Origin of the sequence: Achromobacter sp. ACM01 (assembly GCF_014851745.1) — a bacterium.
GTDB classification, from domain to species: domain Bacteria; phylum Pseudomonadota; class Gammaproteobacteria; order Burkholderiales; family Burkholderiaceae_B; genus Achromobacter; species Achromobacter aegrifaciens.
Window position 1 is genome coordinate 1,304,148 of sequence record NZ_JACVAF010000002.1, and the last position, 13,670, is coordinate 1,317,817.

A 13,670-nucleotide genomic window follows, 5' to 3' on the forward strand; every position below is an offset into this window, starting at 1 on the left:
GTCCGCGCGCTCAGGCAAAAGCCTGGATCACGCGAGGAGCGATTTGGTCCAATGGGCGGATTTCCACGGCCGCCTGCATGGCCGCCGCGGCCTTGGGCATGCCATAGACGGCGCTGCTGGCCTGGTCCTGTGCAATGGTCAGGTAACCGCGCTCGCGCAGCGCCTTCAGCCCGCGCGCGCCGTCCTGGCCCATGCCCGTCAGCAGCACGCCGACGGCCAGGCCGCGCCAGTGCTGCGCCACGCTATGGAAAAAAACGTCGATGGAAGGCCGGTACAGGCTTTCCTTAGGGGTTTCGGTGTAGCGCAGCGTGCCGTCGGCCAGCATGTGCAGATGGTCGCCAGTGCCGGCCAGCAATATCTGGCCGGGTTCGGGCCATTCGCCCTCGCGCACCAGCCTGACGGGCAGCGGCGCCTGTTCATTGAGCCAGTCCGCCATGCCCGCGGCAAACGAGGCGTCCACGTGCTGTACCAGCACGATGCCGGCGGGAAACTCCGGCGGTATTCCCTTCAGCAGCTGCGCCAGCGCCGGCGGACCGCCAGCCGATGCGCCGATGACCAGGAGGCGCTTGGCGTCGGCCTGTTGCATGGGCCGGGCCACCGGCGTCAGGGCGGGCCGCTTGCCATAGCGGCCGATCAGCCAGCCCACGTTGCGGATCTTGCGCAGCAGCGGCGCCGCCGCCATGCGCATGTCGCCGCTGCCGATTACCGGCGTGTCTGCTGCGTCCAGCGCCCCGTGGCCCATGGCGTCGAATACGCGCGAGGTATGGCGCGCCACGTCGGCGGTCACCACCACGATCGCGCACGGCGTTTCGGCCATGATGCGGCGCGTGGCTTCGACGCCGTCCATGATGGGCATGATGAGGTCCATCAGCACCACGTCCGGCCGGTCGCGGGCGCACAGGTCCACGGCCTCCTGGCCGTTGGTCGCGACCCAGGCGAGGTCCAGCCCCGGCTCCAGCGCGATCGCGCGCCGCAGCACTTCCACTGCCATCGGCATGTCGTTGACGATTCCGACTCTCACGTGCGCGCCTTTCCGATCAGGTCTTCCACCGCGTCGAGCAGCGCGTCGTCATGGAAGCTGCCCTTCGCCAGATAATAGTCGGCGCCGGCGTCCAGCCCGCGCCTCCTGTCCGCTTCCCTGTCCTTGTACGACACCACCATCACCGGCAGGCCCTGCAGCTTGGGATCGGCCTTGATGCGCGACACCAGTTCAATGCCGTCCATGCGCGGCATGTCCACGTCGGTCACGACCAGGTCGAACGACTCGCTGCGCAACATGTTCCAGCCGTCCATGCCGTCCACGGCCACGGCCACGTCGAAGCCGCGGTTCAACAGCAGCTTGCGCTCCAGCTCCCGCACCGTAAGCGAGTCGTCCACCACCAGCACGCGCTTGCGCCGCCGCGCCTGTTCGGCCGCGCCCGCGCCGTCCACCCGGCTCAGCTGTCCGCCTTCCACCAGCTTCTGCACCGACACCAGCATGTCTTCCACGTCGAGGATCAGCAGCGGCGTGCCATCGTCCATCAATGCGCCCGCCATCACGTCCTGCACCTTGCCCAGACGCGGGTCCAGCGGCTGCACCACCAGCGTGCGCTCGCCCACGTAACGGTCCACGGCAACGCCATAAAGCCGGTCGTGGTCGCCCACCAGCACCACGCATACCGTTTCGGAGGCCGGCGCGGCGCCGCCCGTGCGCAGGATCTGGCGCGCGGACACCAGCCCGATCTGCCGGTCCATGAAGCGGAAATGTTGATGCCCTTCGAGCTGTTCGATGTCTTCGGCGCGCACTTGCAGCGCGTGGTTGACGTAGGCCAGCGGGAATGCGTAGATCTCTTCCTGCACCTCGACCAGCAGGCTGCGCACCACCGACAGCGACAAGGGCATCTCCAGCATGAAACGGGTGCCCTGCCCCGTCTGCTGCTGGATGCGCACCGCGCCGCGCAACTGGCGCACCATGGTCTGCACCACGTCCAACCCCACCCCGCGCCCCGAGATCTCCGTGACTTCGCCGCGCGTGCTGAAGCCCGACAGGAACAGGAACTCCAGCAGCTCGGCCTCGGTCAGCCGGGCCGCGGTTTCCGCGCTGGCCAGCTTGCGCTGCACCACTTCCACGCGCAGCCGGTCCAGCGAAATGCCGGCGCCGTCGTCGCTGAGTTCAATCAGCAGCATGCCGGCCGCATGGCGCGCCGACAGCCGGATACGGCCTTCAGCCGGCTTGCCCGCCGCCAGCCGGTCCTGCGGCATCTCGATGCCGTGGTCCACCGCGTTGCGCAACAGGTGCATCAGCGGCGCGTCGAGCTTTTCCAGGATGTCGCGATCCACCTGGGTGGACTCGCCTTCGATTTCCAGCCGCACCTGCTTGCCCAGCGCGCGGCCTACGTCGCGGACCATGCGCGCCATGCCTCCCACCCCGTCGCCGAACGGCCGCATGCGGCAGGCCAGCGCGGTGTCGTACAGGCGCTGGGCCAGGTGGCCCATGCGCCAGCCGAATTCGTCGACCTCGCTAGTGCGCTGCGACAGCTCCTGCTGGCATTGCTGGACGATGCGCAGGGCATCGTCCAGCGCGGCTTGCGCCTGCGCGTCCAGCGCCTGGCCCGCCAGGGCCGCGCGCACGCCGTCCAATGCCTGGACCGCGCCCGCCTGCATGCGCTTCAGACGCAGCATGGACGCGCCAAAGGGCGCGATCCAGTGCGACTCCACCAGGGTCTCGCTGGACAGGCCCAGCAATTTGTTGAGGGTGTCAGCCGTCACGCGCAGCACGCGTTCGCCCTCGCCCAATCCCGCGTCCGAACTGCGCCTTTGCACCGCTGCGGCGGGCGGTTCATCCAGGACCGGAATCGGCGGCAGGAAATCCGAGGGCTTGGGGGCCGGCGCGGCAGCCTGCGCTGCCGGCAACGCAGGCGCATTGCTCAGGCGCTTCACCAGCTCGTCGATCTCGCTACCCAGCTCCACACCCGGCGTGGCCACGCGCTGCAACAGGTCCGCGCCCATCAGCAGGGCATCGATGTCCGCGGCCTGCAGCCGCAGCCGGCCTTCGCGCGCCTCAACCAGGCAATCCTCCATGGCGTGCGCGATGCGCACCGCCGGATGCAGATCGACGATGCGGGCCGCGCCCTTGAGCGAATGCGCCGCGCGCATGCAGGCTTCCAGCTGCGGCGCGGACGTGGGGTCGTGCTCCAGGGCCAGCAGGCCCTTGTTCAGCACCTCCACCTGGGTGCGGGTCTCCAGCTGGAACAATTCCAGAAGCGAGGCATCGCGCATCTGATCCGGATTCACGCCAGGCTCCGTTCCAAAGCTTGCATCAGCAAGGTCTCGTCCAACACGCCCACGGCGCGGCCGCCGCAGCGGGCCATGCCGCGCGAGTACTTGAGGCTTGCGCCCTCCACGGTCGCGGGCAGGGGCTCCAGCCCGTCCAGGTCCACGGCGTGCATGCCCTCGACCTCATCCACCGGCACGACCACCGCCCGGCCTGCGCCGCCCAGTATCAGCATGCGCGCCGTGGCGGGCCGCTCGCGCGCGTCCTCCGCTGCCGCCTCCAGGCCCAGCAGGCGCGCCAGCGACACGCACACAGTGAGGGAGCCGCGCACATTGGTCACGCCCAGCATCGCCGGATCGCGCCGGTGCGGCAGGCTCAGGATGCTGCGGGTGCCGGCCACTTCGTCCAGCGCCCGGGTCGGCAGCCCCAGCCATTCGCGGTGCACGCGGAACACCAGCAGCGAAGACAGCCTGGCGCGCTCCTGCTGGGCCTCTTCGGCGCCCTGCTCTTCCATTTGCGGCGGCAGACGGTCAAGTATGCGCTTGGCCGCCGCCGCATAGACCGGACAATTGCGGCAATGCACGTGGTCGGCCAATTGCGCGCAACTCTTGTCGCCGCGGATGCCGATGCGGTTCCAGCAGTCGTCCACGTCGGACAGCACGCCCATGATTTCAACCACGTCGCGCCTCCCCGCGAGCCGCGCGCGCCTGCAGGCGGCTGGCCGCTTCGTGATCGCCGTCCGACGCCACCAGCGCGGCCAGATGCAGCAGGGCTTCGCGATGGGTCGGATCGAGATAGAGCGCCTTGCGGTAGGCCGCTTGCGCCTGCCGCGCGTCGCCTGCCGCGTCCTGCAGCAAGCCTTGCAGATACAGGGCCTCGGCGCTGGCGCCGTGGGTGCCTATGTGCGCCTGGCACTGCGCCATGGCGTCCTGCACCCGGCCCTGGTCGGCCAGGGCCGCGATATGGCGCAAGGAGGCCTGCGCGTCGCGCAATCCGGCCGAGGCGACCACGGGCGCCGCGGGTATCGCCGGTATGGGCGCATGCGCCAGGGGCAGGCCGGGCTCCGGCGCCTGGGCCAGCGGCCGCCTGGGCGGCGTCCAGCTGTGCACGATGGGCCGCGCTGCCGCCGGCGCGACAGGCTCGGCCGGCGGGGGCAGCGGCTTGGCCAGGAAGGCGAACGAACGCGCCATGGGCACTGCCGGCAGCCTGCGGCCGGTCAGCAAGGTGGTTTCGGCCGGGCCGACGAAAAGCACGCCATCCTCGCGCGTAAAGCTGCGCAGCACCTGCACGGCGCGGGCCTGCGTTGCCGCGTCGAAATAGATGAGCAGATTGCGGCAGAACACAAAGTCATAGGGCGCCACCCCTGCCAGCAGATCGGGATCGAACAGATTTCCGGCCTGGAACCGCACCTGCGCCGCCACGTGGGCGGCCAGTTGGTGGCCGTCGGCGGTCTCCGAAAAATAGCGGTCGCGGTACCCCAGGTCATCGCCGCGGAATGAATTGCGGCCGTACAGGCCGCGCCGCGCGAATTCGACCATGCGCACGCTGATGTCGAAGGCGTCGATCTGGAAACGTTCGGCGGGCACGCCGGCGTCCAGCAGCGCCATGGCGATGGAGTAAGGCTCCTCGCCGCTGGAACAGGGCACGCTCAACACGCGCAACACACGGCCTTCGGCGCCCGTGGCGTACAGGCGCGCCCGCGCCAGCGCGGCCATGGCCGCCTGCGATTCGGGATAACGGAAAAACCAGGTCTCCGGCACGATGACCGCTTCGATGAGCTGCTGCATCTCGGCAGGCGCCGCCTGCACCTGCCACAGGTAATCCTGCTCATCGGCAATGCCGGCCATGCCCATTCTGCGCCGCACCGCGCGCTCGACGGCGGCCTTGCCGATGGAGCCGCTATCCAGGCCCATGCGCCGCTTGAGCAAGGCGCTGAACTCGTCGATCAGCATCATGGCCGCGCCTCGCGCGCCGCGCCTGCGGCGTCGGCGGGAAACAACAGCGCCCGCACGGGCGCAGGCAGCAGGTCGCGCACGTTGACAGCCTGCACCATGCCGTCGGCATCGCCGAGCACCGCGCCCAGATAGCGCGCCTGCGGATTGTCCAGGCCGCCGGACTGAAACGCTGCGGGATCGTAGTGCACGGTTTCGGTCGCCTGCTCCAGGATCAGCCCCAGCAGATGTTCCGGCCCGTCCGACTGCGCCTGATAGCGCACCAGGGCCAGCCGGGTGCTGGTGACGGCGGCGGCCGCGCCGCCCCCCGCCAGCGCGCTCATGTCGATGACGGGGACAGCCACGCCGCGGCGGTCCATCACGCCGGCCACCCACGCCGGCGCGCCCGGCACCTGCTTGAACGGGCACAGGCCCAGCACCTCGGCGATGTCTCTTGCGTCCAGCGCATAGCGGTCGCCGCCGATGCGGAACAGCAGGTACAGCCGGCGTCCGGCCGCAGCAGAGGGAGCGCGCTGCGCCATGGCAACCATCACACCTTGAAGCGCGAAACGCCGCTGCGCAGGTCGTTGGCGACCAGCGTCAGTTCTTCGATCGCCAGCGTGGACTGGCGCAGCGATTCCACGGTCTGCTGGGCGGCGTCGCTCAGCTGCTGCAGGGCCTGGTTGATCTGTTCGGCGCCGGTGGCCTGCGCCTGCATGCCTTCGTTGACCATTTGCACGCGCGGCGCCAGCGTCTGCACCTGCTGGATGATCTGCGACAGCTGGTCGCCCACCTGCTGCATGTCGGCCATGCCGCGTCGCACTTCCTCGGAGAACTTGTCCATGCCCATGACGCCGGCAGACACCGACGACTGGATCTCGCGCACCATCTGCTCGATGTCGTAGGTGGCGACGGCGGTCTGGTCCGCCAGCCGGCGGATCTCGGTCGCCACCACCACGAAGCCGCGGCCGTATTCGCCGGCCTTCTCGGCTTCGATCGCCGCGTTCAGCGACAGCAGGTTGGTCTGGTCCGCCACTTTCGTGATCGTAGTAACCACTTGCGTGATGTTGCCGGCCTTCTCGTTCAGGATCGCCAGCTTGGCGTTGACCGAACCCGCCGCCCCGACCACGTTGCGCATGGTGTCTTCCATGCGCGCCAGGCCCACCTGGCCGCTGCCCGCCAGCGCCGCGGTCTGCTCGGCCGCGCCGGAGACTTCGGCCATGGTGCGCACCAGCTCGCGCGAGGTGGCGGAGATTTCGCGCGAGGTCACGCCGATCTCGGTCGTCGTGGCGGCGACTTCGGAGGCCGTCGCCTGCTGCTGCTTGGAAGTGGCCGCGATCTCGGTGACGGAGGTGGCCACCTGCACCGCGGAGCGCTGCGTCTTGCCAACCAGACCGGTCAGCTCGTCCACCATGCCATTGAAGCCGGTCTCGATGGCGTTGAATTCGTCCTTGCGCGCCAGCGTCAGTCGCCGTGTCAGATCGCCGCCGCCGGTGGCCTCCAAGGTCTTGACGATGGCGCGCATGGGGTTGGCGATGGCGCGCATCAGCAGGATGCCGCAGATGATGGCCGCCACGATCGCCAGGCCCAGCGACAGCAGCATGCGCGTTTCGGCGCTGTTCACCGATTGCTTGATGGCGACGGCCGCTTCGTCGGCCTGTTTCTTGTTTTCCTGCACCATCCTGGCGAGGATGTCGCGGCCCTTGTAGAACGCCGGCCGCAGTTCCGCCTTGATCAGCGCCTGCGCCCGCGCCGGGTCCGCCAGCGCGGCAGGCGCAAGAATGTTGGCGCGGATGCGTCTGTACTCCTGCAGTTCCTTCTCGAACTCCTCGAACATCTGCCGGTCGTCGGCGCGCGCGATGGTGCGACGGTATTGCTCGATATCTTCCGCCAGCAACTTATCGGTCTCGGGCAGACCCGCCAGGATGCGGCTGCGTTCCTGGTCCGTCTCCATGTTGAACGCGTCCTGCACCAGCACGAAGCCGGCGAACCAGGAGGCCCGGATCGAAGTGCTGTAGTAGATGCCGGGCACGGCATCATTGTTGATCAGCTCGACTTCCGACTCGATGACCAGCAGGCGCCGGTAATCCATCACCACCATCAACGCCATGATGGCCAGAATCGCCAGGAAGCTGGCCAGGATGCGCTGGCGTAGTGTCAGATTCTTCATGCCGGGAGACCTCTATGCAAAATCAACTCGTCGATTGGACCGAAATATTCTGGAACAGAACCGGGGACACAAGGCTGTCCATTTATTACGGGATGTTGTGAGTTGGTTGACAATTATTGCAAAGGCAAACGCTGACAGCCACGGAAAACGCCGAAATTGCGGGAAATATGGCGCTTTGCGTCGGAAAAAAGCAAAGCCCTCTTACAAGGGCTTGTCTTTTCCCGCAACAATGCGTACCGGACCCGTTTTCAGGCGGCGCCGCTCCAAAGCGCCGCGGGCGGACGGGATTGCACCCAGTCTTGCGCCTGCCCATAGGCGTGCGCAAGCTGCAGCACAGCCAGGTCCGCCTGCGGCGGCCCGATAAGCTGCATGCCCATGGGCAGCCCTGCGGCGTTGAATCCCACCGGCACGCTGATCACCGGGCAGCCCGCCAGCGTCCAGGGCGTGACGGTCTCCATCCAGCGGTGATAAGTGTCCATGGGACGCCCGGCGATCTCCTTGGGCCAGTCCAGCGCCGCGTCGAAGGGGAAGACCTGGGCCGACGGCACCGCCAGATAATCCACGTCGTCGAACATGCGCTGCACGGTCTGGTACCAGGCGCTGCGCTCTTCGGTGGCCTGGTAAACCTGCCGCGCCGTCATGCCTTCCAGCCCTTCGACTTCCCAGACCACGGCCGGCTTCACCAGCTTGCGGGTTTCGGGATTGTGGACGAGGGGGTGCAGTTGTCCGCCCACCATCAAGTGGCGGTGAGCCAGCCAGATGCGCCAAAGGCGTTCGCCGGCGAATGGCACCTGGTAGTCGACCGCCTCGCAGCCGGTCTGCGCCAGGCCGGCCAGCGCCTGCTCGCACAGTTCCAGAATGCCCGCCTCCATCGGCAGGTAGCCATTCCAGTCGCCCAGCCAGCCCACGCGCTTGCCCCGCAGGTCGGCGTCCAGGGACTGCGCGAACTGCGCCGGGTCGCCGGTCAGGGACAGCGGCACGCGGCGGTCGGGCCCCGCCATCACGGACAGCAGCATGGCCACGTCGCGCGGTGTACGGCCCATCGGCCCCTCAACCGCCAGCTGCTTGAGGAAAACCTCGGTCGACGGTCCGTAAGGCACGCGGCCAGCGGACGGGCGCATGCCGTAGACGTTGCAGAACGCCGCGGGATTGCGCAGCGAGCCGCCGAAATCGCTGCCGTCCGCCACCGGCAGCATGCGGGCCGCCAGCGCGGCCGCAGCGCCGCCGCTGCTGCCGCCCGCGGTCCGGGACGGATCGTAGGGGTTGCCCGTGACGCCATATACCTGGTTATAGGTGTGCGAGCCCAGGCCGAACTCCGGCACGTTGCTGCGGCCGATGAAGATGGCGCCGGACGCGCGCATGCGCTCGATGATGATGGAGTCGTGCGCCGTGACCTGGTCCTTGTAGACCAGCGAGCCCATGGACGTGACCATGCCGCGCACGGCGGTCAGGTCCTTGGGCGCCTGCGGCATGCCATGCAGCCAGCCCAGCCACTGTCCCGCGGCCAATTGGGCGTCGCGCTCATCGGCCTCGCGCAGCAGTTCGTCGCTGTCGCGCCGGGCGACGATGGCGTTGAGCTTGGGATTGACCCGGTCGATGTGCGCCAGGTAGGCCGCCATGACCTCGCGGCAGGACACCTGACGCTTGCGGATCGCCTCGGACAGCGCGTGCGCGGGCATCGCCACGATGTCGTTCAATGGGACGGCTGCGGCCGGGGCGGCAATGGTCATGCGGGTCTCCTTGCGGCGCGCCTTCGACTCGGGGCGCCTGATCATATGGGGTCGCGCTTGCCGGACGCCGGCCGCGCAGGCAGACGATACTACGCAAACCACAGGCGCCGCGCTTGGCGCGCCGGATCCCGCGGCAGGCCGGAAAACTTGCGCCAGATCAAACCGCAGGCTGGCGCACCCGCCCTAAGATCGCCTTCCGCCCCACAAGGAGACGACCTTGACCTCAGACGCAGACATCTGCACCGAAGCCGAAATCCGCGACCTGGTGCACGCCTTCTACGGCAAGGCGCGCGCGGACGCGCAGCTGGGCCCGGTCTTCAACAGCCAGGTGCACGACTGGGACGAGCATCTGGCGACCCTGTCGGATTTCTGGTCCGCCGTGCTGCTGGGCACGCGCCGCTTCACCGGCATGCCCATGCCCAAGCATGCCGCCATGCCGAACCTCAGCGCAGAACTGTTCGAGCGCTGGCTGGCGCTATGGCAGGAGACCACCGACGCCCTGCCCAACCGGGCGCTGGCCGACGCAGCCCAGGAAATGGCCCGGCGCATGGCGCGCAGCCTCTGGTATGGGTACCAGCTCAGCCGCGACCCCAGCCAGCCGCTGACCGAACTGCACCCGGCCTGATCACTCGATCCGCCACCAGCCCGGCAGCAGCCCGCGCACCTTGGCGCGGCGGTAGCGGTCGTCGATCAGGTGCACCGTGCCCACGTCGTGTTCCGTGCGGATGACGCGGCCCGCCGCCTGCACCACCTTCTGCATGCCGGGGTACAGGTAGGTGTAGTCGTAGCCGTTCTCCACGCCATAGCGCAAGTCCATGGCGCGCTTCATGTTCTCGTTCACGGGATTCACCTGCGGCAGCCCCAGCGTGGCGATGAACGCGCCGATCAGCCGCTTGCCGGGCAGGTCCACGCCTTCCGAAAATGCGCCGCCCAGCACCGCGAAACCTACGCCCTGCCCCGTTTCGGTAAAGTGCGCCAGGAACGCCGCGCGGCCCGCCTCGTCCATGCCCGGCGTCTGCAGCCAGATCGGCACCGCGGGATGGCGCTCACGCATCAGGTCCGACACCTGGCGCAGATAGTCGAAACTGCTGAGAAAACCCAGGTAGTTCCCCGGCCGCTCGGCGTATTGCCGCGCAATCAGTTCGACGATGGGCGCCAGCGAACGCTCGCGGTCGCGATAGCGCGTGGATACGTTGCCCACCACCCGCACCGCCAGCTGCTCGGCCTGGAATGGCGCGGCCACGTCCAGCCAGGGCGTGGCCGCGGGCAGGCCCAGCGTGTCGCGGTAGAACTGCTGCGGGCTCAGCGTGCCCGAGAACAGCACCGTGGCATGCGCCGCCGCGTAACGCGCCGCGAGGTACGGCGCCGGGATCACGTTGCGCACGCACAGCACGGAGGGCGGCGTCTTGGCGCCGGCCGCGCTGGCGTCCGACAGGGTCACATCGAACAGCGCGTGCGAGCCGAACTGCTCGGCCAGCCGCATGAATTGCAAGGCCTCGAAGTAGAACGCCAGCACGGGATCGTCCTGCGGCAGCGGGTTCTCGGCCATGTGCTCCATGATCGCGCCCACCGCCTTCTGCACCGCGGCCAGCACGCCGGCCGCGACCTCGTCATAGGCCTGGTAGCGCTCCGCCTGCTTCTTGTTGAGCGCGTTCCATGAGCGCTGCAAACCATCCAGGGACTTCTTCAACCCCTTGGGCGCGGCGTAGCGCGCCGCCACGAGCGAGGCCTGGTCGAGCTCGCCCGTGTACATGCGGCGCGCCCGGTCGACCAGATTGTGGGCCTCGTCCACCAGCACCGCCACCTTCCATTGGTACACCTGCGTCATGGCGTACAACATCGCAGTGGCGTCGTAGTAGTAGTTGTAGTCGCCCACCACCACGTCGCTCCAGCGGATCAGCTCCTGCGACAGGTAGTACGGGCAGACCTGATGTTCGCGCGCGGTGGCCGCCACCGTGGCGGCATCCAGCCGCGCATGCGACAGCGCGGCCTCGCGCGCCTGCGGCAAGCGGTCGTAGAATCCCTGCGCCAGCGGGCAGGACTCGCCGTGGCAGGCCAGGTCCGGGTGGACGCAGGTCTTGTCGCGCGCCTGCAAGTCCAGCACCCGCAAGCCGGGCGCAGCCGGCTGCGCGTTGACCGTGTCCAGCGCCTCAAGCGCCAGGCCACGGCCCGGACTCTTGGCGGCCAGGAAGAAAATCTTGTCCAGGCCCGCGCCCGGGCTGGCCTTGAGCAGCGGGAAGATCGTCCCCAGCGTCTTGCCTATGCCGGTGGGCGCCTGGGCCATCAGGCAGCCGCCGTCGCGCGCCGTGCGGTACGTGGCCACGGCGAGCTCACGCTGCCCCGCGCGGAACTCGCCGTACGGGAACTTCAGCGCTTCCAACGCCGCATCGCGCGCCTGGCGGTGCGCAAGCTCGGTCGCTGCCCAGGCCAGGAATCTTCCGCATTGCTCGCGGAAGAACGCCTGCAGCGCGGCGGCCTCGTGCGCTTCCACCAGCACCGTCTCTTCCTCGGTGACCACGTTGTAGTACACCAGCGCCACGTGCAGGCTTGCGAGTCCGCGCGCCTGGCACAGCAGATGCCCGTACACCTTGGCCTGCGCCCAATGCACTGCGCGGTGGTTATCGCGCACACTTTCAAGCTGGCCGCGGTAGGTCTTGATCTCTTCGAGCTGATTGGCAACGGGATCGTAGCCATCGGCGCGGCCGCGCACCAGCAGGTTTTCATGCAGGCCGGACAGCGCCAACTCGGTCTCGTAATCCGGCCCCCGGCGCCCCGTCACGGCGGCATGGCCCGCCATGCCCTCCAGACCCGTAGGCGCAGGCGTGAAGCGCAGGTCCAGATCCCCCGCCCGCGCCGTGAATTCACACAGGGCGCGCACCGCCACGGCGTAGCTCATGCCGCGTCCTCGCGCCAGCTGACGTGGCACACCCGCACCGGCATGCCGTGCGACACGCAGTACCGCAACCAGCGGATCTGGTTGTCCTGCAGCTTGTCGCCCGGCCCCTTGACCTCGATCAGCTCATAGCGGCGCTCGGCCGGCCAGAAGCGGATCAGGTCCGGCAAGCCGGAGCGGTTGGTCTTGACGTCGCGCAGCAGGCGTTCGAAGTACAGCTTCAAGTGGGCGGCAGGCAGGCAGTCCAGCGCCTGCGTCAGCAGGTCCTCGGACAGGGAGCCCCAGAAAACAAAGGGCGATTGCAGTCCGGATTTTTCGGCGTAGCGTTGCAGGATCAGGTCGCGGTAGCCCGGCGTGTCCAGCTGCGCCAGGCATTGCGCAAAGAGCGCCGCGCGGCGCTCATGGAAATCCGGCGCGTCCAGGTCCGCCGGACCGCGCTGGAACGGATGGAAGAAAGCGCCCGGCAAGGGCGCGAACACCGCGGGCCAGCACAGCAGTCCGAACAGCGAATTGATCAGCGCGTTTTCCACGTAGTGCACGGGTGCGTCGTCCCGATGCAGGTGATCGCGGGTGACGAATTCGACCGAAGTTCGCTCTGCCGGGCGCGCCAGCGTCAGATCGGTGCGCAGCAAGGCGGGAGCCGAATCGCGCGCCGGAGCGCCCTGCCCCGCGCCGCGATACAGCCGCGGCAGCATGCGCGCCAGGCGCTGGCTTTCCTCTTCGCTTTCAGGTTGGGCCTGCGCCTGCAGAGCCAGGGCCAACGCGTCGCCGTGCCGCGCCATGCGTTCATACACGCGGATGCGGCGATGGCGCGCGCCAGGATATGCGCAGGCCTCATACACGCGCTGCGCGGTGTCCCAGTCCTGCGACCGCTCGCAGGACTGCCCGATGCGCAACAGCACTTTGGCGCGACGCTTTTCGAGCCAGGGGTTGGCGCTGGCGCAGGCCTGCACGGCCTGCATCAGCGCATCGGCATCCGCCCCCTCATCCAGCGCGACGCGGCAGGCGTGCAGCGCCAGATAGCAGTCCACGTCTTCGCGCGTCTGGAAGGCGCGCGACGAGGCATCGAACAGCACGGTCTCGTACTGGAATACGCCCAGGTCGGCCAGCACGAACTCCGACCAGTCCTGGTGCAGATTGCCGAAGAACATCAGGCGGAATCGCTCACAGACATCCGATACGGTCACGCGCCAGACTGACTCGTCCGCTGCAGGATTCCAGTCCGCATAGGGCCGCGCATCCGCGCACGCGACGCGCACGGCCTCCAGCAGATCGCCCTTGCGCGGGGCGGACTTGGCCGGCACCTGCGCAAACATGCGATTCAGCTCCGGCTTGGTATGCAGGCCGAAGAGTTCATCCAGCGTCATCGGCGCCTGCGCGTCCAGCCAGCCCAATTGCAGCAGCGGCCCGGCGGCGGCCTCGGCCGCGCCGATCTCCTCGTAGGTCAGCCGGCTGGCGCGGAACCATGGCCCGCGCCGCATCAGCATGCGCACCATCAGGGCCTGGGATGCCTGCGGCAAGGCCGGAAATTCCGCCATGAAGCGGCGCTCGGCGTCGTCCAGCAGGTCGGCGTAGCGGTCGCCCACCCACGTCAGCGCGCGCTGGAAGTTGTGCAGATAGTAGTAACGGTAGGCGGGGAACATCGGCCGGGCCGGAAGACTGGATATTTATCCAGCAATCATAGCAGGCGCGA

The 13,670-nt window shown here is 68.4% G+C and carries 10 protein-coding genes; 1 reads left to right on the forward strand and 9 read right to left on the reverse strand.

The window, feature by feature from the left end:
• Positions 1-10: 10 nt before the first annotated feature.
• From IB268_RS14390 to IB268_RS14420, 7 genes are all read right to left on the reverse strand, one after another.
• Positions 11-1,021, reverse strand: a complete 1,011-nt coding sequence (locus IB268_RS14390) for a chemotaxis response regulator protein-glutamate methylesterase (protein ID WP_175161415.1) — start codon at positions 1,019-1,021, stop codon at positions 11-13.
• Positions 1,018-3,273 carry a hybrid sensor histidine kinase/response regulator gene (locus tag IB268_RS14395; protein ID WP_192354421.1) on the reverse strand — a complete coding sequence of 752 codons (2,256 nt, stop codon included), beginning with the start codon at positions 3,271-3,273 and terminating at the stop codon, positions 1,018-1,020. Before IB268_RS14395 ends, IB268_RS14390 begins: the two co-directional genes overlap by 4 nt.
• Positions 3,270-3,920 (reverse strand): chemotaxis protein CheW, encoded by a 651-nt coding sequence (locus IB268_RS14400; protein ID WP_175181489.1) that lies wholly within the window; start codon positions 3,918-3,920, stop codon positions 3,270-3,272. Before IB268_RS14400 ends, IB268_RS14395 begins: the two co-directional genes overlap by 4 nt.
• Positions 3,921-3,924: 4 nt before the next feature.
• Positions 3,925-5,208: a protein-glutamate O-methyltransferase CheR gene (locus IB268_RS14405; protein ID WP_082401157.1), complete on the reverse strand. Its 1,284-nt coding sequence runs from the start codon at positions 5,206-5,208 to the stop codon at positions 3,925-3,927.
• Positions 5,205-5,735 (reverse strand): chemotaxis protein CheW, encoded by a 531-nt coding sequence (locus IB268_RS14410; RefSeq protein WP_370540022.1) that lies wholly within the window; start codon positions 5,733-5,735, stop codon positions 5,205-5,207. Before IB268_RS14410 ends, IB268_RS14405 begins: the two co-directional genes overlap by 4 nt.
• Positions 5,735-7,354 carry a methyl-accepting chemotaxis protein gene (locus IB268_RS14415; protein WP_192354423.1) on the reverse strand — a complete coding sequence of 540 codons (1,620 nt, stop codon included), beginning with the start codon at positions 7,352-7,354 and terminating at the stop codon, positions 5,735-5,737. The genes IB268_RS14410 and IB268_RS14415 overlap by 1 nt, the downstream gene beginning before the upstream one ends.
• Before the next feature lie 248 nt (positions 7,355-7,602).
• Positions 7,603-9,084 carry an amidase gene (locus IB268_RS14420; protein WP_175181301.1) on the reverse strand — a complete coding sequence of 494 codons (1,482 nt, stop codon included), beginning with the start codon at positions 9,082-9,084 and terminating at the stop codon, positions 7,603-7,605.
• Between the two features lie 217 nt (positions 9,085-9,301).
• Between IB268_RS14420 and IB268_RS14425 the strand changes: the two genes are divergently transcribed.
• Positions 9,302-9,709 (forward strand): group III truncated hemoglobin, encoded by a 408-nt coding sequence (locus IB268_RS14425; protein ID WP_119451386.1) that lies wholly within the window; start codon positions 9,302-9,304, stop codon positions 9,707-9,709.
• Here the strand turns inward: IB268_RS14425 and IB268_RS14430 are convergent, their stop codons facing one another.
• Positions 9,710-11,980 carry an ATP-dependent DNA helicase gene (locus IB268_RS14430; RefSeq protein WP_192354424.1) on the reverse strand — a complete coding sequence of 757 codons (2,271 nt, stop codon included), beginning with the start codon at positions 11,978-11,980 and terminating at the stop codon, positions 9,710-9,712.
• Positions 11,977-13,620, reverse strand: a complete 1,644-nt coding sequence (locus IB268_RS14435) for a VRR-NUC domain-containing protein (RefSeq protein ID WP_192354425.1) — start codon at positions 13,618-13,620, stop codon at positions 11,977-11,979. The genes IB268_RS14430 and IB268_RS14435 overlap by 4 nt, the downstream gene beginning before the upstream one ends.
• Positions 13,621-13,670 lie beyond the last annotated feature (50 nt).